16 protein-coding genes are annotated in these 18,889 nt (G+C 38.0%); 3 read left to right on the top strand and 13 right to left on the bottom strand.

Translation table 11 applies throughout. From position 1 onward, the window contains the following. Positions 1 to 41 precede the first annotated feature (41 nt). On the top strand, positions 42 to 1,598 hold the full coding sequence (tyrR, locus tag J8Z25_RS05840) for a transcriptional regulator TyrR (RefSeq protein WP_178926761.1): 1,557 nt from the start codon (positions 42 to 44) through the stop codon (positions 1,596 to 1,598). 230 nt (positions 1,599 to 1,828) lie between these two features. Here the strand turns inward: tyrR and J8Z25_RS05845 are convergent, their stop codons facing one another. Then, positions 1,829 to 2,317, bottom strand: coding sequence for a hypothetical protein (locus tag J8Z25_RS05845; RefSeq protein WP_167658468.1), 489 nt, complete (start codon positions 2,315 to 2,317; stop codon positions 1,829 to 1,831). 109 nt (positions 2,318 to 2,426) lie between these two features. Here J8Z25_RS05845 and J8Z25_RS05850 point away from each other — a divergent pair, with 109 nt between their 5' ends. Next, positions 2,427 to 2,957 (top strand): thioesterase family protein, encoded by a 531-nt coding sequence (locus J8Z25_RS05850; protein ID WP_250661822.1) that lies wholly within the window; start codon positions 2,427 to 2,429, stop codon positions 2,955 to 2,957. 59 nt (positions 2,958 to 3,016) lie between these two features. Here J8Z25_RS05850 and J8Z25_RS05855 read toward each other — a convergent pair whose 3' ends face one another. Further along, on the bottom strand, positions 3,017 to 4,261 hold the full coding sequence (locus J8Z25_RS05855; protein ID WP_130051936.1) for a DUF642 domain-containing protein: 1,245 nt from the start codon (positions 4,259 to 4,261) through the stop codon (positions 3,017 to 3,019). A gap of 88 nt (positions 4,262 to 4,349) precedes the next feature. Here J8Z25_RS05855 and J8Z25_RS05860 point away from each other — a divergent pair, with 88 nt between their 5' ends. Further along, positions 4,350 to 5,249 carry an IS5 family transposase gene (locus tag J8Z25_RS05860; RefSeq protein ID WP_250661049.1) on the top strand — a complete coding sequence of 300 codons (900 nt, stop codon included), beginning with the start codon at positions 4,350 to 4,352 and terminating at the stop codon, positions 5,247 to 5,249. A 371-nt stretch (positions 5,250 to 5,620) separates the two neighbouring features. Here J8Z25_RS05860 and J8Z25_RS05865 read toward each other — a convergent pair whose 3' ends face one another. From J8Z25_RS05865 to J8Z25_RS05910, 11 genes are all read right to left on the bottom strand, one after another. Next, positions 5,621 to 6,559 (bottom strand): carbohydrate binding domain-containing protein, encoded by a 939-nt coding sequence (locus J8Z25_RS05865; RefSeq protein ID WP_250661823.1) that lies wholly within the window; start codon positions 6,557 to 6,559, stop codon positions 5,621 to 5,623. Then, positions 6,498 to 6,788, bottom strand: a complete 291-nt coding sequence (locus J8Z25_RS05870; RefSeq protein WP_250661824.1) for a hypothetical protein — start codon at positions 6,786 to 6,788, stop codon at positions 6,498 to 6,500. Before J8Z25_RS05870 ends, J8Z25_RS05865 begins: the two co-directional genes overlap by 62 nt. Before the next feature lie 328 nt (positions 6,789 to 7,116). After that, on the bottom strand, positions 7,117 to 7,752 hold the full coding sequence (locus tag J8Z25_RS05875) for a hypothetical protein (RefSeq protein WP_250661825.1): 636 nt from the start codon (positions 7,750 to 7,752) through the stop codon (positions 7,117 to 7,119). A gap of 227 nt (positions 7,753 to 7,979) precedes the next feature. Then, entirely contained in the window at positions 7,980 to 8,213 is a 234-nt protein-coding gene (locus J8Z25_RS20880; RefSeq protein ID WP_502934598.1) for a hypothetical protein, read from the bottom strand. A 37-nt stretch (positions 8,214 to 8,250) separates the two neighbouring features. Further along, positions 8,251 to 9,744 carry a hypothetical protein gene (locus tag J8Z25_RS05880; protein WP_250661826.1) on the bottom strand — a complete coding sequence of 498 codons (1,494 nt, stop codon included), beginning with the start codon at positions 9,742 to 9,744 and terminating at the stop codon, positions 8,251 to 8,253. A 19-nt stretch (positions 9,745 to 9,763) separates the two neighbouring features. Further along, on the bottom strand, positions 9,764 to 10,021 hold the full coding sequence (locus tag J8Z25_RS05885) for a hypothetical protein (protein WP_250661827.1): 258 nt from the start codon (positions 10,019 to 10,021) through the stop codon (positions 9,764 to 9,766). 2 nt (positions 10,022 to 10,023) lie between these two features. After that, positions 10,024 to 11,217, bottom strand: coding sequence for a hypothetical protein (locus J8Z25_RS05890; protein WP_250661828.1), 1,194 nt, complete (start codon positions 11,215 to 11,217; stop codon positions 10,024 to 10,026). Then, positions 11,210 to 15,484 (bottom strand): hypothetical protein, encoded by a 4,275-nt coding sequence (locus tag J8Z25_RS05895; protein WP_250661829.1) that lies wholly within the window; start codon positions 15,482 to 15,484, stop codon positions 11,210 to 11,212. The genes J8Z25_RS05890 and J8Z25_RS05895 overlap by 8 nt, the downstream gene beginning before the upstream one ends. Further along, positions 15,469 to 16,212 (bottom strand): hypothetical protein, encoded by a 744-nt coding sequence (locus tag J8Z25_RS05900; protein WP_250661830.1) that lies wholly within the window; start codon positions 16,210 to 16,212, stop codon positions 15,469 to 15,471. The genes J8Z25_RS05895 and J8Z25_RS05900 overlap by 16 nt, the downstream gene beginning before the upstream one ends. After that, positions 16,202 to 17,395 carry a hypothetical protein gene (locus J8Z25_RS05905; RefSeq protein WP_250661831.1) on the bottom strand — a complete coding sequence of 398 codons (1,194 nt, stop codon included), beginning with the start codon at positions 17,393 to 17,395 and terminating at the stop codon, positions 16,202 to 16,204. Before J8Z25_RS05905 ends, J8Z25_RS05900 begins: the two co-directional genes overlap by 11 nt. 382 nt (positions 17,396 to 17,777) lie before the next feature. Next, entirely contained in the window at positions 17,778 to 18,875 is a 1,098-nt protein-coding gene (locus J8Z25_RS05910; RefSeq protein ID WP_175081192.1) for an ISAs1 family transposase, read from the bottom strand. Positions 18,876 to 18,889: the final 14 nt, after the last annotated feature.

Genomic DNA, 18,889 nt, shown 5'->3' on the forward strand with positions numbered 1-18,889 from the left:
TATCATTCTCATACTATAGGTTCCCGTTTTTTGAGGATGTAATGCGTTTAGATATCCACTGTGCTGACCGAATTGGTATCGCACAAGAGATTCTCAATATCTTGGTGAGTTACCAAGTTGATTTAAAAGGCATCGAAGTAGATTCGATTAATTGTCGAATGTATGTCAGCTTTCCGCCTATTGAATTTGAACAATTCCAAAAAATTATGCCATCTATCCGCTTGATAGATGGTGTGAAAGACGTTCGTACGACTGCATTCTTACCTTCTGAGCGAGAGCATAATGAGTTAAATACATTACTGCGTGCATTACCTGATGGTGTTATATCTATTGATGCTAAAGGGTGGGTGCGTTTATGTAATGATGCTGCTTGTCGCGACTTACAACTATCCGAAAGTGAAGTTATTGGCGCTAATATAAATAACTTGCTTAAAGGCTTTAACTTTACTCGCTGGTTAGAAGGTAAAGAAGTACTTGGCCAAACAACGCGTGTCGAAGTAGCTGGCGAAGACTTTATTGCTGATATTCTGCCAATTTCAGTACCACAAGGTGCAGAAGGGGATGTGTTAGCCGGTGCAGTTATCAATATCAAATCACAAAGTAGACTAGGTCAGCAAGTAAGTGCGTTTCGCCGTTATGGGCAAGAAAGCTTTGCAACTATACATAATTTTAGTACTGCAATGCGTCGTGTGGTTCGTGAAGCACGAAAAATGGCACAGCTTGAAGCGCCGATCCTCATTACTGGTGAAACAGGCACAGGTAAAGAGTTACTCGCCCGTGCTTGCCACTACGCATCAAACCGTTCAGTAAAACCATTTATCGCTTTATCATGTGCTTCTTTGCCAGATGATGTCGCTGAGTCAGAATTATTTGGTTATGCAGGCTATGAAGAGAATGCAGCACCTAAACGTGGTGTGCTAGAGCAAGCTGATGGTGGTACAGTGTTTTTAGATGAAGTCGGTGAAATGTCGACTCAGCTGCAAACTAAGTTACTACGTTTTTTACAAGACGGTACCTTCCGTAAGGTCGGTGATGAAAACGAAGTTAAAGTTAATGTGAGGATTATTGCAGCAACACAAAAAGACTTACCTGCAATGGTCCAAGAAGGAACATTTCGAGAAGATCTTTACTATCGAATTAACGTGTTAACCCTTGAAATTGCGCCATTACGTGATAGAAAAGCAGATATTGGCCCTTTGGCTGAGCACTTTATTCAAAAGTATGCCCAGCAAAATGGTCATTCTGTGCCTGTAATGTCTGAAGATTGTTTACGCTTTTTACAAGATTACCCATGGCCAGGTAATGTACGCCAATTAGAAAATGCGATTTATCGAGCAGTATCATTATTAGATGATAATGAATTGCGCATTGAGCATCTGCAGTTACCAACGTTTACCCATGATTTAGGTTATCTAGAGTCTGACTTTGAAGGAACCTTAGACCAAGCGGTAAAACGCTTTGAAGCGACTTTACTTCGCAAGCTTTACCCTGCTTATCCAAGCTCTCGTCAGCTTGCAAAGCGGTTAGGTTTAAGTCATACAGCAGTAGCAAATAAGCTTCGAGATTATGGGATTAATCGTAAGACTGTAAAGGTTTAATGATACTAACTTAATTTATTAAATAAAAAAGGCTTGGGTGAAAACTCAAGCTTTTTTCTTTGTTGTTCAATATCATACCAATCCGCAATAATACTTGACCATTTTGAGGTATTATAGCTGTCGCTACCTGCGTTAAAAATTTCTGATTTAGAACTACTAAATAACAAATTTTTTTGAAATCAACGAGGTTTTATTGCCTAAAAATAGACCAATTAATTAAGCGAATGGTATTACTGTTTGGTACCCATATCTTTGGTGACACCATCAATGGCGATATTCTTAATACCATCATTGTCGAATTTAATAACAATACTGATGTTATTGCGAGAAAAAAAGTAATCTCGGTTATCCAGGCTAATAACATAATCGCCTTTTACAGTATCGCTAAATTTGCGCTTTTCGAGTTTTAGGGTGTGATCGGCAATTTGCCAAGTGAATCCCTCAATAAAGCCATTATTAAACTCCTGCACCCATACTTGTTCCTCGTCTTTGCTAAGTGTAATTGCCACTGAATATGACTCTGGCAGAGACATGTCATAGCTTTTATCACCAATCGAGAATTTTTCAGCATCTTGTTGCCACGCAAAGCCAAAATTAAAGGCCTTTTCTACACCCGTTGGGTATTTTAAAGTACCTTCACCAGGAAAGTTAAAGTCAGCAAATGCTGAAGTGGTGAATAAACTCGCACTAAATAAAGTTACCAAACTAAAAAATTTCATTAGGTTATTCTTTTTTTATACTAATATATGCACAGATTAGAGCAGAATATTCGCCTTAGCAATATGCTGTGATACACTTTGTGCATCATCAACTGGTTAGACCTTTGCCGTGAACCTCTATTTTCGACTAATACTACTGTTTTTTAAAATTAAACGTAATCGTGATTATCAACAACTGTTAGACACAATTGATATTGAATTCAAAGCGTTACCAACGGATTGCGATATTAATTTCCATCTGACTAATTCTCGTTATTTAGCGATGATGGATCTTGCCCGTACCTGGATGACTGAGCGAGTAGGTTTATTAAAGCACATTATGAAAAGCCGTTGGTTTCCAATCGTTAACGCAACTGCAATTACCTATATTCGCGATATTAAACCAATGCAAAGGTACACTGTTAGTACACGTTTGGTTGGCTGGGATCATAAATACTTTTATATTGAGCAAAAGTTTCACTCTGATCGTGGCCTGCACGCGATTGCTTATGTGCGCGGTGTTTTTAAACGCAAAAAAGGCGTTGTAAGTGTCGAAGAGATGCTTGAGGTTGCTGGTTTTAATGGTGTAGCACCTATTCTGCCTGCAGAAGTAATGCACTGGAAAGAAATGTTAGAACAAAAGAAACTCACAAATAAGTGATGCCAAAGGTCAGTAAAAAAATGCCAGCTAAGCTGGCATTTTATGGCTTTAAACACAGTTTACTCTGCTGCGCAAACTGCTTCACTAACAAACGTTAAGTCGTTTACGTGTGCTGGGCCATCCATTACGAATGTCGCTTCAGCGGTGTTTTGATCTAAGGTGTAGATTTTTGCATTTTCGCCGCTTTCTCTACCTGAGATATAAATTGTCCCGTTATCAGCAATTGCAAGGCCTGATGCCCAGTTTATACCGTGCTCACCGATTAGTGTTAACTCTAGGCTACCTTCATCTAGAGTATATAGCGCCTTTCCTGTTAACACGTAAAGTACGTTGTAGTCACTTGAGTATGCGATGTCGCCGTCTGCAAATGTGTCACCTTCATACGAAAGCTTACCTAATACTGTTTTCTCACCTGTAGTTAGATCAAAGTCATACAAATACGTTTTGCTTGTCGCACGTAAAAACAGGCCATCTGCAGTTACCGTTGAGCGGTAAATAGGGAATGATGTCGCATCTACAACTTCAGCTTGTGTGTTAGTGGCTAAATTTAGGCTATAGATTTTTGATGCTTTGCTATTCTTATCAAGTTGCTCCATGAAATACAGCATACCGTCTTTGTTGGCAATATTTGATGCTGTATTGTTAAGGCCTGCAACAACAGTTACAGCGCTTGATTCTGGGTTAAAGTGGTATACATAGCCTTCAGTCTCAGAGCCAAAGTTATTAATACCATATAAACCTGTTGCAACAGCACATGGTTCAGCAACTTCAGTGACTACTACGTTATCGATGAATGCACCTACTGAATCAGATGTACCAGTACCTGCAAAGCTTAATACCGAGCTTGTGCTATCAGCTTCAACGATGAAGCTATATTTTGTCCAGCCTTTACTTGAGCTATTAACAACAGCTAAAGAGCTACCATTCCAAAAAACTTCAGCTTTATTTGTTGTTTCATTACCTTCCTTACGGGCAGAATAGTAAAAGGTTAACTCGTACTGTTTGCCTGGTTGTGTAGTAATATTTTGAGAAATACTGTAATTGGCTGTTGAGTCAAGCTCTAGATATTGGTTACCTTCTTGTGCAGTCACGATCCCTAGTTTATTTGTTTGAATTTCGAATTTAGCATGAGTACTTCTTGTCCAGCCAGGAATCTCGTTAAATAACTGCCATTGACCATTGTGATCGGTCACTGTATCTGTGTTTTCGAATGATCCGTTTTCTACTAAATTTGTGCCAGCCATTGCAATACCCGATACAATAGTTAGAGGTAAAACAGCTAGTTTAGTAACAAAGTTTTTCATGAATTTCTGGCGTTGTTTCCTAAAAGTTTGAACTATCTTGCCAGCCTGTGATCAGATCATCTATATCCTACTAGCCCGTGCAACAACAATGAGCAAAATCACAAACTGGTCTCACTATAATCAAGCCCTCGTTAACCGCGGTAATATTCGCTTCTGGTTTGACGAAAAAGCAACGCGTCATTGGTATAACGAATGTACTCACGGTGGGCGTGGCCGCTCTAATCATTTCTCTGATCTTGCTATTGAAACTTGCTTAACACTCAAAGCTGTCTTTGGCTTGTCGTTCAGGGCACTACAAGGGTTCACACAATCGGTATTATCTTTGATGAAGCTTCCGCTTGAAGCCCCAACCTACAGTTGTCTGTGTAAGCGCAGTGCTGAGTTGAATATTAAATTTCGCAGTAAAGTCCGCACCACTGGATTTGTAGATATTGTAGTTGATAGCACAGGACTTAAGGTGTTTGGCGAAGGTGAATGGCATGCACAGAAGCACCACGTAAAGGCAAGAAAAAAGTGGCGAAAACTGCACCTTGCGGTGGATGCCAACACGCATGATATTGTGGGGGCGCAAATGACGCTCAGTAACGTCACCGACGGCGAGACCCTCCAAGATTTGATAAGACCATTACGCCGGCGTATAGATAGAGTGAGCGCTGATGGTGCTTATGATAGCCGCCGCTGCTATGCAGAAATTACTGAAAAAGGCGCGATACCTGCTATCCCGCCGAGAGAGAATGCACGGCTGTGGACTGATAAGCATCCACGCAATGAGGCTGTCATGTTGTGCAATAAGTTAGGAATCGCACAATGGAAAAAGCTCAGTGGATATCATGTGCGCTCATTAGCAGAAACAGCGATGTACCGTTTTAAACAGTTGATGGGGGCTAAGCTAAATGCGCGTGATTACAATCGCCAGCTGGTTGAAGCGATGATCAAAGTGAAGGCGCTAAATAAGATCAACACCCTTGGTCTGCCTAAATATCAGTAAGTTAAGTGAGTTTGTTAGAGAGCTGTATTTGATCAACAAGGCCTGAATTTCTCCATTATTTTTTAATATTAAAATTTTAATGTTATTAATTTAAATATCAAATATTTATATTTTATATTTTATATTTTTTATTTTAATTGTTTTTTGTGTTTAAGTGTTTGAATCTTAATGTTGTTTTTTAGGGTAGGAAATTTCTTATTTTACTTTTCTATTTTTTTATAATTTTTTGTCTGATATTTTTTTATTGCTTTAAGTTTTTTTGTTGATATTTTGTTTTTATTTTTTTTTGAGGGCGTTAGGTGAGTGTTTCGTGTTGAAGTTTTTATAGTTATAAATGCCAGTATTTAACTGGCATTTATAATATTAAAAGTTTACTGTGTTGAGCAAGTTGACCCACTAATAAATGTTAGATCATTTAGATTAGCTGGACCTCGCATTATATATGTTGCTTCAGCAGTGTTTTGATCTAGCGTATAAAGCTTCGCGCTTTGACCACTCTTTCTTCCAGTAACATAGATCGTACCATCATCGGCAACTGCAAGGCCTGATGCCCAGTTAACTCCATGCTCACCTACTAATGTAAGTTCTAAAGTATCTTGATCAACTGTGTATAGTGCTTGTTCAGTTAATGCATAAAGTACGTTATTGTCACTTGAGTATGCAATATCACCACCTATGAACTCTTCACCTTCGTAGCTTAGTTTTCCTAGAACTGTCTTTTCACCAGTTTCAAGGTTGAAGTCATACATGTAGGTTTTGCTTGTTGCACGTAAGTTAAGACCATCAGGAGAAACTGTAGAACGAATAATAGTATAAGAGTTAGTATCTGCGACTTCGCTTTGCGTATTTGATGCTAAATCTAGACTGTAAATTTTTGAGTCTCTAGTCTCACTATCTAGCTTTTCCATAAAGTATAGCTTACCGTCCATACCTGCTATGTTTGCAGCTGTATTAGTAACACCAGCAACTTTTGTTACAGCTGATGTTTCAGGGTCTAAGTGGTAAATATAGCCTTCTGAATCAGAACCATATTTATTAATTGCATACAAACCCGCTTGGACTGAGCAGTATTCTGTAGCTTCACTTACAGAAACATTATCGATGAAGCCACCCACACTACTTCTGCTACCAACGCCAGCTAATGTAATCTCTGAACTTGTGCCAGTTGCCTCTACAGTAAAGCTGTACTTAGTCCAACCTTTAAATTTAGCATTAACAACACCTAAGGATTCACCATTCCACAGCACTTCAAACTGTACTCGCTGTATCATCACCAGACACACGTGCTGAGTAATAGAAGCTAATTTCATACATTTTACCAGCTGTTGTAGCTACGGCTTGAGACACGCTATATTGCTGCGTAGAGCCAAGTTCTAGATATTTTTGGCCTTCTTTCGCTTTGAGAATTCCTAGACTACTCGTTTGTATTTCAAAAGGTGCGTTTTCGCTGCGTGTCCAACCAGTGATTTCATTGAATAATTGCCATTGGCCATTATGATCAGTGACAACCTCGGCTTCGAATGATCCATTTTCAATCAAATTGTGTGTTAGCCACGGCAAGTGCAGAGGTAATAGCAAGTGGTAATACAGCTAACTTATAAAATAAACTTTTCATATAACTATCCTTTGTATTAGATAAAATGTTTTATCAGTTATATTTTTATCTTTTATAAAGTTATTTTCAATTTAGGTACGCTGTTTTATTTTGTTTTATTTTTAATTTGCACATAATATATTGATGAGGCTGGTTATTTTTGTTTGTAGGAAATTTCTTATTTTTGTTTTTGTTTTATTTGTGTTTTCTTTTTTGAATTTGTTTTTATTATTTTTCATTATTGTTTTTATTTTTATTGATAATAAAGTTCTCTTATTTTTTGTCGTAAAGTTTTCGTTTATTTGTGAACCAACCTGACTTTTGGTTACGGTTCATCTCGCTAAGTAATTTAATTGCTTTTTCTAATGTTATGCGCTGTTCTGCTATATCATTGTATATTTGAATAGCACGTTTTTTACGTTTTACAGCAGCACCTGCATCTAAAAATGATTCGATCACTTGGTTAAAGTAACGAGTAGGGCGAGATTGCGAATTTTCTTCGTCTACTTTTAAATACTCCTCATTAACTTTTTCTTGAAGAGTCGTTATTTCTGCTTGGCAGAACTCATTTTGAGCAAGCTGACTTTTCTTCAATATATCTAACTTTTGTTTTAAGTAGTCAGTTTCAAGTAAGTTAAATGACACTATCATATTTAAACTAGTTAATGCCGTTCTGAACTCTTTAGCTGTGCAGTGCTTACTCAGCATATTCGTAATAGTTTGTGATATTTTTTGCCATTGCTGCCAGGCATAAACGTAATTTAACCCTGCTCCTTTAATGTTTTGCATACCAACAACGACCTGATGAGTATTGGGCAAAGCTAAATCCGCAATCGAATTGGTTATTTCATCTGCAGATATATTGCTATCGTCAAGTAATGTGACTTTAGATTGGAGGATGGAAATCAAGCGTTCTTTTATTTCTTTATTATTCTTTGCGATATCACTTTTTAGGTAATCCCAGGTGCATACGCTGATAATAAATACTTAGGGTATAGAGAATTGTGGTTAGTTCTTGATCAGGGATCTCTCCTGTGATCTCTTTTATGTAAGATTTATTAACAACCCCCTCGCTAAGTGTAAGTAAATTCTCAGCTGCTACACTGCCATATGCAATTCTAAACCTTGCTCTAACTTCAGCTCTGGTGAGTAAAATTAAATTGCTCTAGAAGCTTATCTAGGCTTTCGAGATCATTAATTTCAATTAACTTTTCTACTCTTTCTATAAATGCATCGAGAAAGTAACTGTAGAATCCCTCTACATTACTTCCTATTACCACAACACGGTCAAAACGTAGGTCATTACTGAGCATCGCAGCAAAAACTTTTGAGCGCGCGACACGGTCGTTACGATTATTTATAAGCGCGATTACCTGGTTTTTTGGGTCGTTATTTAATCTTTCAAGCTTAAGGCGCTGCCAGTTTTTCTAATGTAGCTAAGCGTTCGTTTGCAGACATGCTATTGACGAACGATTGACTAATTTTTCCGATAGGCGCTTCAGTAAAGTGCTTTAATACGCCAATATCAGGCACTATTCGTGCGGATGTTTCTTTGAATACATAATCTTTATTTAAGCCGATATGTTCCGCCATTTTGCACACGAGTGCTATATTGGATGGGTGTTCCTGGTAGGGGTATAAAGAGCGAATGTCATCAGTTATTTGCAAACCATCGGCCCAGTGAACTTGAATTAAGTTAGCGTTTTTTTGTTTTGCATTTAATTCAAGAATTGGGTTCATATTTTGTTCGCTGGTGAACACTAAACTATTCTCACCGATAAAATGGCTTGTTTCATTTGCAACATCAATTCCTGTTGGACCTAATGTATCCTCATGGTCTGGGTAAGCATTGGTAATAGTTGAAAAGTTATCATCCATCCAATTCCTTAATATTTTTACATAGCGCGGGGTCAATCCCATACATTCCCAAAGAAATACATCGGCTTTTACTTTTGTTGCAAAATGCAAAACATCGCTTTGTTCCCAAATACTCGCTTTATCAAAAGGTCTGAATAATGGAATTTCGAATTGCTCTCCACTTGCTCTTGCATAAATAAGAGTTGCTTCACAACCTGTTGTTTTACTAATCACTTTAAGAGTTAAACTACTAAATAATGCTGCTTTTAATCGTTCAGTTCCTGACTTTCCTCGTGTTCCCCAACCCCCGATTGAAACGGGAATTTTGGCTCTATCTGACTTTATTTGCCTACTTATTTTTATGTGGCGAGCCCAAAAGTAGGCTGAGAAAGCCATAACGAAAAAGATCAGTTGACCAATACTATTTTGATAAAGCGAATAGGCATATTCTTTAAAGCTTGACCACATATTAAACAAGAAGGGCGTGAGGGATAGTTTTTGATATAAGTTGGCAATACTCGGCTCAACAGGGAATTCGGCATTAAGCACTGATCCATATTGTTGGAAATCAAGTGTGAAGCCTCTTGCTTTTATTAACTCTAGAAAGTCTTGTTGTTCGTGGTCAGAACCATTTCGTAAATCATCTAATTTTTCAAAGTTGAAAGAAATCCAGCTATACGCAAACATGCGTTGGAGTACGTTACAGGGAGGGGTGACGATTAAAATACCATCAGGAGTGAACGATTTAGCTGGCGTTTTCAGATTGTCTTGTGACAATGTACTCAGTAGAAAATCTAACATAGGTAAATGAGGTCGAGCACTAAACTGTTTAGCATCAAACCGGGGCTCTCCAGGTACCTCCGTTTGGCTAATCTCCGCGACGGTGCAGCTCGGCACATGCATAAATGCACTTGGTTTTCTGGCTTGTACATGATTAAAGCTTTGGCGTTTACCTGTACTTGGATTTTTAAATTCATGCCATACCCGCCAAAAACGAAAGCCCCGCCTGTAACCTCGTTGTATTTGCCAGCCTTTATTTTTCATTGCTACATTAAAGGCTTCATTATTCTGGCGCTTGCTTACTCAAAAGTCGGCCTAATAAATCTTGCTCAACCCATTCAGAGTTTAAATTAATGGTAAAGTTTGAGTTTAAGTTAAACTCGAGCTCAGCGACTTGTTGCTGGTACACAAAGCTGACAAGCTGCTCTCTGACACGGCTAATAATTCGCTTTACGGCAGTATCTTTCTCATTTTCAAGCTGCGTATTTAAGACATTGATAAAAGACTTAAACCAATATATCTGCTTGGCTTTGCTGATCATAATCAACTTGTAAGTTGAACAATATCCTTGGCGTTAACTCGAGTAATAAACGCTTCTGGGCAAAGCTTTGTGCAATTTTCAGTTGTTTTCGCCATATGTGAAAAAACTTGCAACTCTTTGGTTAAACGAGGATCTGTTAATTGCTTAATGAGTGTTAGTCGTACCGCTTCATGGGTTTCTTTTTGGAGCCGAACTGTTAATAGTTTGAGAGCAAATGCCCTGGGTAATAATGCGCATTGTTCAATGACACTTTGCCTTACTCGAGGGTAAGTATGCTTAGCAAGTAAAATGAGAAGCTTATAATTAGCTTCACTTAATTTAGGCTGTTTACATATAATTTTTGAAAATGACGCCAATAAAAACAGGTGCTGAGCTTCGATTTTTTCATTTGGTAAAACATCTAAATCAATTTGAGAGCGCATAAAATAGTGAGTAAAAGTGGGTCTTAAATTGATCAGAATTTCTAAAATATCTACTTTTGCAGCATGTGGGGTTGATTGTTTTTCAAGAGATAGTAATAACAGCTCAACAAGATCAGAATCGAATTGAGTTTCACTTACATATTCGCTAATTAAGTTTACCTGGTTGGCAAGGGCGCGAAAAATAGAGTTACGAATAGCTTCGTTCTCACTTTTTTCTAGTAGCCCCAAAAAGAAGCTTTCTAAATTGAGTGTTAACCATGATTTTGTTATTTCCCCCGAGTGGATCCGTAAATAGCGATTAGTTAAATCACCCAGTTTACCTATTAGAAACTTAAGAGATTGCTCAAGTTCAGAGAGTTTATCTTGGTATCTGTTGATGATAGCTCCCTCATCAAACCAGCGTTGAAAAGCATCTTGATCTTTTTTTAATTGTTCTCGGTTTGCACCTAAAGTATACGCGTAATCGAGAATATGAAACTCACGCTCAGCTTTTAATTCGGCATGATTTAAACGCTCGATAAAGCGCCTGTGATCGGCATCAATTTTGATTAATTGACTTTGTAGGGTATCAATTTTATGAGTTAAAAATGAAATAGTTTGCAGTAGTAACCAATCATCTTCCTCATAGTCATCAGGCTGATTTTTTATTAATTCCCATTCACTTAATTCATCAACTAGTTCGCGGTATTTTTGGCGATATAAGTCTAACCAAAAACTGGCAATGTCTGCGAAAAGCAAGTTTTCAAGGCGTTTTGTAAGTAAGTGGTTACTCATAGTCAGTGTGCTCTAGCAAATGATTTAATTGAAGTGCTGGGAAAATGATTTCATCATGGGCAAAAGGGGTAAATCCGGTATGTTGGTTGTTACCAGATGAAAACTCGATGCTAATATTGTGGTTGTCCCATACCCAATCCTGTTGTAGTCGCACCTTTAGCCAACCATGTGAAAAATCACCTAAACTAATTTGTGTTTGCCAAGCAAACTGTGTGATGTATTGCCACGTAGCTGTGGCACGGTTGTCATCTTTAAAGCGGTAATAGCTATCAATGCCAAGTTGGAAAATGTGATCTTGATAATATTGATTCCAACTGGTGTTGAAGTGCAGATAGTCTAAGCTCGTCCAATCATCGTTTGAGCTTGATGACACACCAAAATTTAAATAATTATCGACCCAAGGGTGATAACGATATTGATAAAACCCTTGCCATCCCGAGGCATGGTTTTCACGGTAAAAATTAAATACATTTGAATTAAGTAGGTCGTCATTGAGGTAATCATTTAAATCAGCACTACTGTAACGAATAAATGGAGTTAGCTGCCATTGGTGACGATGCGAAGAATCACATTGCCATTTTTGTCCTACACTGAAACTACTATCAAGGGCATATTGAAGATCAAATCCATTATGACTTGGTTGCCAACGGCTTTGAATTTGCGCATCAACATACCAAGGAGTTGTATCATCTTGCCATGAATAGTAACCATTGAGTGCAATTAGATCCGTTTGTTCTTTACTAAATGAGTAGTAACCTTCTAATTGGTACCAATCATTGTCGTCGTTAATACGTAAACGAGCGCCAATATCAATGCTTTGTTGGGTTGGGATATTTTCAGCGGTTTGAAATATTTCTTGTTGGTCAAATTGTATAAAACCTTGCCAATTAAGATCATCACTTTGAAATGACTTTTGATCACTTACAATTGTTTGCTTTTCTGGTACTCGATAAGTTACTAAATCAGGCAAAGGAATTTGTGCTTGTGTAAATTCTGAAATCTTATTATTGAGATCACTAAGCTCCCAAGTATACAGGCGAACATGTTCAAGTTCCGATGATTTGACTTCAATTTTGCCTGCAGGATGGAAAAATTGGCGTTCACTTCGACTATAGCTATTTATCTTTTCTAACTTGATTAAACGATCTGCATTTAAAGTCGCAAGCAAAGGGGTAGTGGGAATAACAGAATAAAATAGTAGCGTTGTAGGTAATTCTATCTTTCTCCACCGACCCGCAATATATTGCTGTACTTCAACTTTTAGTTGTTGAGATAAATAGGGGTTAAGCCAGTGTAGGGCAATGACATTATTATCTAACTCCCGTTTATTAAATGTAAAGGGAATGCTTTGCTGCTCCGTAACAGACCATATTTTTAAACTGTTAGCCAGTTGTATGGATAAGTTTGCCACATTAGCTTGGGCAAGCTCTGCGGTAGAAAAATTAAATACAAAGCGAATTTGTTCTGCCTCTGTTTCGGCCAAATCTATATAAAGGGTATGAAATGGGCGAATCAATAAACCATCATTATTTTTTAGATGCGTCTTGAATTGGTTAAACCTATCAGCAAAGCTAGTTTGTGCTGCACTTTGAATATTAAAAAGACGCGTACCTGCATAATCGATTAGGCTATCTAAGGGTTGCCAGTGGCCAAAACTTTCTATTCTATTTTGTAAAAAGGTCGATGCGGCACTCGCAGGAATTGTAGCTATTCGCTGTAATAGTTGCGTATATTCATTATTGTTTAAACGCTTTTTAGATAATAGATATAAGCCATTAATTAAAAGGTCGTTTTGTGTGGCATCATAGGCGTAAACTAATGACATAATATCGTCTGTAGCAAGCTGGTTTGCAGCATCAGAGCGGTAATCAAAAGCTTCATATAATGCGTCAGGTATATTTTTAAACTCTATAAAGGCTTTCTGATCAGCTGATAGAGTGAGTGTCTCTCCTGCTTTCAGACTCACAATCATTGTTGATGCAACAGAAGCCGCTTTTTGGCTTTCAACAATGAGTGTTGTTGATGGAATATCGCTGTATATTGGCATTAATTTATGTTGGTATTGACTATCAGCCTTTAACCAAGCAGTTTGATACTCGCCGTTTTGTTTGGCTTCTGTGCGCGCTTTTATACTTAAATTAACCGCTTCTATCGCAGTGTACTTCCAGGGCATATGCTGTGAAAGCACAGTGTTTTGCAATTTTCCTTGAGAGTTTATTAATGTTTCTTGGGCTCCAGAAAGTAATTCATATTGCTTATCTTCAGCTTTTAATCCAGGACTTAAACTGTGGTAGTCAAGTGCCATATAAGCTTGCTTAATTGTGTGAGTTTCATCCTTTTTGTTTAAAAGCCATATTGCGAGTCTATTTTTCTGTTGTTTAGTTGCAAGCTTAGTGAGAATACTATTACATTCTTCCAATAAGCTTTGGTTTCCTGCGCACAGAGCAAACAACTTTATTTCTTGGTGCTCATCTTGGTAGGTTTTTAATAGAGACTTTAAAGCAAACTCCTGTAATTCCCTTTGTTGAGTACTCTTGTATAGTCCTTCTAAGTAACTTGTTGCAAGATGAAACTGTTGTTGTTCACGCAAAATATTTATTTTAATTTGCCATGCTTCAATAGCAACCTGTGGATTTGGGTTTTGAGTTAATGGTTTTAAAAAGGCAAGCGCATCTAAAGGTGCTGACTTAGCTAAGTCTTTAGCTGTTAGCAAAGATTGCTGCCAATTAACTAATTTAATTTTTCTTCTTGCTGGGGCATAAGGCTCAATTAGCGCTAAATAGTCACTATATAATTTCCTTAAGTGCTCAGTTATTAGCTCTGCTGTAATAGGGCTTTTTTCAGAAAGGGTTCCCGGTTGTAAATAAAGTACTTCATTACTTGGAAAATCTGTAAGTGTCCTGGCATAAACAGCAAAATCAATACCAGGCACATCATCAGTGGTTTTCTGAATTGTCATCGTTTTGCTGTTTAATGGCACTGAGACGTGAATTGTTTGGTATTCTTTTGTAGCTTTAACATTAACCAACCAGCTTTTATCACCAACATTAAGTTTAAATTGACTGTCTTTATTACTACGGGCAACGAAGGTAAGCCACGGCGTGACTCGTTTTTGGCTTAATAAGTCAAAATTCAAAGCCATCTGTGAAAGCGACGTAATATGTCTGACCTGTTTATTAATGCGTGGATAAAATTGATCATCAACTAATCTTTGCTCTTCAAGTTCAGTAATTAGCCGTTTTTTTGATTGGCTCGAAGCATGAACTACGCTGCTCCCTTCTAGTAAAGTTTGTGTGGACATTAAGCTAAGCAAATCATAGTAGCGCTTAACTGCGAGGGAGTTATTTTTTGTAAATACACTGTCACTAAAAACATTCAACGAATACTCATTGTAAACTGATTCCATTGCATCATTGGCAGTTTTTAACCAGTAGGGGAGTAGTAGTTTTTCTTCAACTTTTATGGCTGTCGAATCATCGTATATGGCTCTGTGGCTTTGCGATATTTTTACATACGAATCGGCATAGCTTTTAATGGTTAAATATTGGCCCGCATCAATAGCTAAATAGTCACTATTCACCAAGCCAACATTTTGGTTTTGGTATTCAAGGGCCGGGTTATTGATGATGTTAACTTTTGCAGTAAGAACTTCATCTGTGTAGGCATAGACAGCACCATGGCTATCTAAAGACTCCATATTCTTTCTGACCGAAAGCTTAATTTTTTTTGCATCAGGAAAATATAGAGTGACCTCATCACCTTTATCGAACTTATAAAACCGTTCGCTGCCTTTTCTTGAAGAAAGTAATACTGATGGCTTAGCAAGTTTTAGGGCTCGTTTAAAGCTATCAACAGTGGTTTGATAGTGACCGACTTGCGCAGAAAATTCAGCCCGCTCATTTTGGCGGTTTTTAATCGCTACAACACGGTTATGCCCAAGAGCAGGAAGTTGACACCGTTTTTCTAAACATAATAAGTCACGATCCATTTGAACTCGTTGCTGTATATATTGTGTGTTACCCACACTCATAATGAACTTGTCGAATAACTCAGGGTTGAACTCTAACCAGTGCCCTTCGGGTAGCCATAAATATTGATGCTCATACGAATCAAATTGCATCTCTTGTGTGGTTGCGAGCACGTCAAGCTTTGGAGAGGTTTTTAGCCAGATAGGAGGCTGCAGAACAGCATGCTCTTGTTGTACGGCAAGAGCTGGTTTATAGGCTAGCAGCGTTAATGTTATAAAGGCTATTATGAAGTAAGGCATAGGCTAAACTGCTTTAAAAGTTGGTTGTTAATTATTAACTGCTCTCGCAGCTCGCGACTTAACTCGATATGGAAAAACTGACTATTAACAGGAGCCAGCGAATTAAGAACATTGTGTGTTCCACCAAACTCATGCACATCGCGCCCATAAACCAATGCATTAATACCTAGCTTATTAATGAGGCATTGAGCAATGTCTAAAGTTCGTTTAGAGGCGAATACATGGCCTTCGCTTAAAATAATATCTGCTTTTCGTCCTTGCTCTGTGGTTCGCTTTTCCTTTGCAAATCCATGGATTTGATAAATCGAAAATGATTTAACTGAACTGCTGTACGCAAGTATAAATGCGTTACTACTGCTATTTTTATATTTGCTAAAATCGATTATTTTGCCATCGGCATCACGGCTATTTCGGTGTTTCGTATTAGTCAATAACACTTGGCACTCACTAAATAAGGCTTTAGCAATTTGCAATGTGTGTTTATCAAAATATCTATGTGGAGCATAAGAAATACAGGTGTTCCCTTTAGCTTTAAAATGTATTTCACCACCCGAAAAAAGAGACTTATTGGCTACTAAAGCCCCATTCTTAATGGAAAAGTGCTCTGGTACACGTTGTTGGTTATTCAACCAAACTCGTAGGCTGGAAGTGAGTTTTTCTAGCTGAGCGGCCTCACAACATGCAGCGGTAAATAATATAAGAACAGTAACGATAATTTTATTGTTCATTATTCCACCACCTTACTTTTTGATCCTTTACAAGATACTCTTCAAGTATTGATAGCCAAATCGTTTCGGAAGAGGTTAAAGTCACGGACTGCAAAGAATCTATATCATTAGCGACCTTGAATGTAACGCTAGGATAGCTAGCTAATTGGCTCTTTTTAGGGTGAATTAAAAATGATTCTAATAGCTCAGAGTTATGTAGCTGATAACTTTGCTTTGCAATACTGTACTCACTAGTCAGGCCAAGTTTGTAATTAGCAGTATGTTCAAGACTCAATATAATAGGTTTATTACTTTGAGTACGAAATGCTTTAAAGACAATGCTTATTGGGTGTTTGTTCTTCGAATAAAGCAGCTTAATTGGCTTATTTTTATCTAATTGGTAAAGGCGTTGTTTTACCCAAGGGCGATGACCGTACCAATTTTGATAAACAGTATTTGCTTCATCAATTAATTTCATTTTTTCTGACAAAGAGATATCAGCGGTTTTGACTTCATTAGCACTATTGTTATTTATTTTTAATATCAGCCGGTTATCGTTTTCGCCAGAAGAGGGGAAGTAGTGATTGTTATTATAGATCCCAAAATTAAATTCTTGTGATGGCTCTGGCTTTTCATAATATCGTTTTGGATTTAAACCAAGTGCCACATTTGATAATGGCAAAACATTAAATAATTCCTTAGATTGGTAGTATGTTGTTGTTTCCTCAATATCTCTAGGTGGAGTGAAAGTACGAATATTTACGAAATGTTCTCGCTGCGCCAAGTCGTAATGGTTACTTGCTTTTTGCTCATACCAGGCTGCAATATCATAAAAGCCATCTGTTGATTCAGTCGTAAGCGGTTGATGTGCAGTGCGGCGTTGATAATGAAAGTTAGCGAGTCTTGACTTTACACGCAGGTATACATCGTCGCTAGATTCAACTTTAATATAGCGTGCTTGTTGCGGTGTACGCAGGTAATACGATGTGAGCATGCCTACCGCTTGTCTCTGGGTATTGCTAGCAATTAACCGGTCAAATTTAGATGCTTCACCTTTTATAGTGACGGCATATCGTTCGATTTGTTTTTTATTATTGTCGTATAAAGTTACGTATATTTGGCTGCTATTTAATGTTCTAAGTTCTAAATTTAGATGGCTTTCAGGGACGATATCAAATTCAACTGACACTTTTGGGTTTATCAAATAACTGCCAGCATAACTTGTTAAAATAACTGCCCCAGACTCTGTTCGCCATTGAGTTAATAATTCTTTTTCACTGCAGATTGTAATTAACCCCGCATTAAGTAATGGGGTTTTGTACGTGTTTACTTCATCAGTTTGAGTAAAGTTTATTTTTTTTGGCGCTTCAAACTGAAGTTTGTCATACCAGATCAATGAAGGGGGTTTTTGGTTATCACTGACAGTGAAAATTAAGCTATCACTTTCATCTAACTTGACACTGGCACACAAACTACCTCTAGTATAATAAGCTGCAAGGCTATACTGCTGCTGACTGAAGTCATAACTAATTACATTATACGGTAAGCTTTCGTATCAGGGTGAGAGCATACTTTGTTAACAAGTATTAACCAAAGATAAGCTCAGCCCTGAATTCATCGTCAAAACTAGCCCTAACACACTTACTGCGTATCGAGTCTTTACGGCCTTTGTGCTGTTTTACCAGGTTGCGAACAACCCGTCTGAACAGCGCCATATTCTCCGCCGAAATCGGCTCGCTTATCTGGCAAGCGTCTTCCTTAAAGACGACATCCAACACCCAGTGCTGCTGATTTTCTATGTGCCAATGATGGCGGATTGCTTTCTGCAACATCTGTGCATCTGGCTCGACAGAAGTAACATAAAAGTGCGTGTCTATTTTTATTATTGAGTCGGACTTATTGTGCCTTTCGACTGCGACCAACGAAGTAAGCCCTGGCCATTTTTCTTTTATCTCTTTAGGCAGTTTGTCTGCTTTTAGAGCGTAAGTGATCCGTGTTTCCTGACGTCCATGCCCATTGCTGGTTTGTACGTCCTCAGGCAAATCTCCCTCTTCTTCAAAAGCTTTTTCAAAACATGAAGCGACTGCTTTATAAAGCGTTTTCTGATTTGCTTTGACCTGAACCAAATAGTCCGCATCTCTTGAAGTCAGTGCTGAGAGTGTCGCTTTCTGACAATGTAGTGCATCTAGTGTGATGATAGAGTCTGAAATATCGAGCACATCTAATAAGGCCCTAACTGCTGGGATCTCGTTAGATTTACTTTCTACGGTACGCTGATACAAAGTTAAACCAGATTCACAATCAAAAGCGGACACCAAGTGTAAGTTATCCTCACGCTTTTTACTGGCACCACGCAGAGTTTTCCCATCAAATGCAATAATTGGCTTGTCAGATTGAGTTCGTTGCTCGTTAACCCAACTAAGCAGGGCCAAAATCAGAGAGTCAGTTTCCACTGTTTTAAGAATACGAGCAATACTATGTCGCGTTGGAATACCATGTTTAAATGCTCTGAACTGTCGGAGCCAAGACAGCTTGCTGTGTCCAAACACTTCGATATCTTTCCAGCCTTCACAACCAGATAAAACCGCCGAAATGATAAGAAATAAGACATCAGTAAGGTCATGATGTTGATTGATGAAAGAACGCTTATCTTCCACAAGTTCAAGGTGGCTAAATAACGACATAATTAACAAGTAGA

The sequence above is a fragment of the Pseudoalteromonas sp. SCSIO 43101 genome (genome assembly GCF_023650775.1).
GTDB lineage: Bacteria > Pseudomonadota > Gammaproteobacteria > Enterobacterales > Alteromonadaceae > Pseudoalteromonas > Pseudoalteromonas apostichopi.

Bases quoted from the DNA above. Each gene is read 5' to 3' on its own strand.
- tyrR (WP_178926761.1), top strand. From the start codon at position 42: ATGCGTTTAGATATCCACTGTGCTGACCGAATTGGTATCGCACAAGAG.
- J8Z25_RS05845 (WP_167658468.1), bottom strand. From the start codon at position 2,317: ATGAAATTTTTTAGTTTGGTAACTTTATTTAGTGCGAGTTTATTCACC.
- J8Z25_RS05855 (WP_130051936.1), bottom strand. From the start codon at position 4,261: ATGAAAAACTTTGTTACTAAACTAGCTGTTTTACCTCTAACTATTGTA.
- J8Z25_RS05860 (WP_250661049.1), top strand. From the start codon at position 4,350: ATGAGCAAAATCACAAACTGGTCTCACTATAATCAAGCCCTCGTTAAC.
- J8Z25_RS05865 (WP_250661823.1), bottom strand. From the start codon at position 6,559: ATGAAATTAGCTTCTATTACTCAGCACGTGTGTCTGGTGATGATACAG.
- J8Z25_RS05880 (WP_250661826.1), bottom strand. From the start codon at position 9,744: ATGAAAAATAAAGGCTGGCAAATACAACGAGGTTACAGGCGGGGCTTT.
- J8Z25_RS05885 (WP_250661827.1), bottom strand. From the start codon at position 10,021: ATGATCAGCAAAGCCAAGCAGATATATTGGTTTAAGTCTTTTATCAAT.
- J8Z25_RS05890 (WP_250661828.1), bottom strand. From the start codon at position 11,217: ATGAGTAACCACTTACTTACAAAACGCCTTGAAAACTTGCTTTTCGCA.
- J8Z25_RS05895 (WP_250661829.1), bottom strand. From the start codon at position 15,484: ATGCCTTACTTCATAATAGCCTTTATAACATTAACGCTGCTAGCCTAT.
- J8Z25_RS05900 (WP_250661830.1), bottom strand. From the start codon at position 16,212: ATGAACAATAAAATTATCGTTACTGTTCTTATATTATTTACCGCTGCA.
- J8Z25_RS05910 (WP_175081192.1), bottom strand. From the start codon at position 18,875: ATGTCGTTATTTAGCCACCTTGAACTTGTGGAAGATAAGCGTTCTTTC.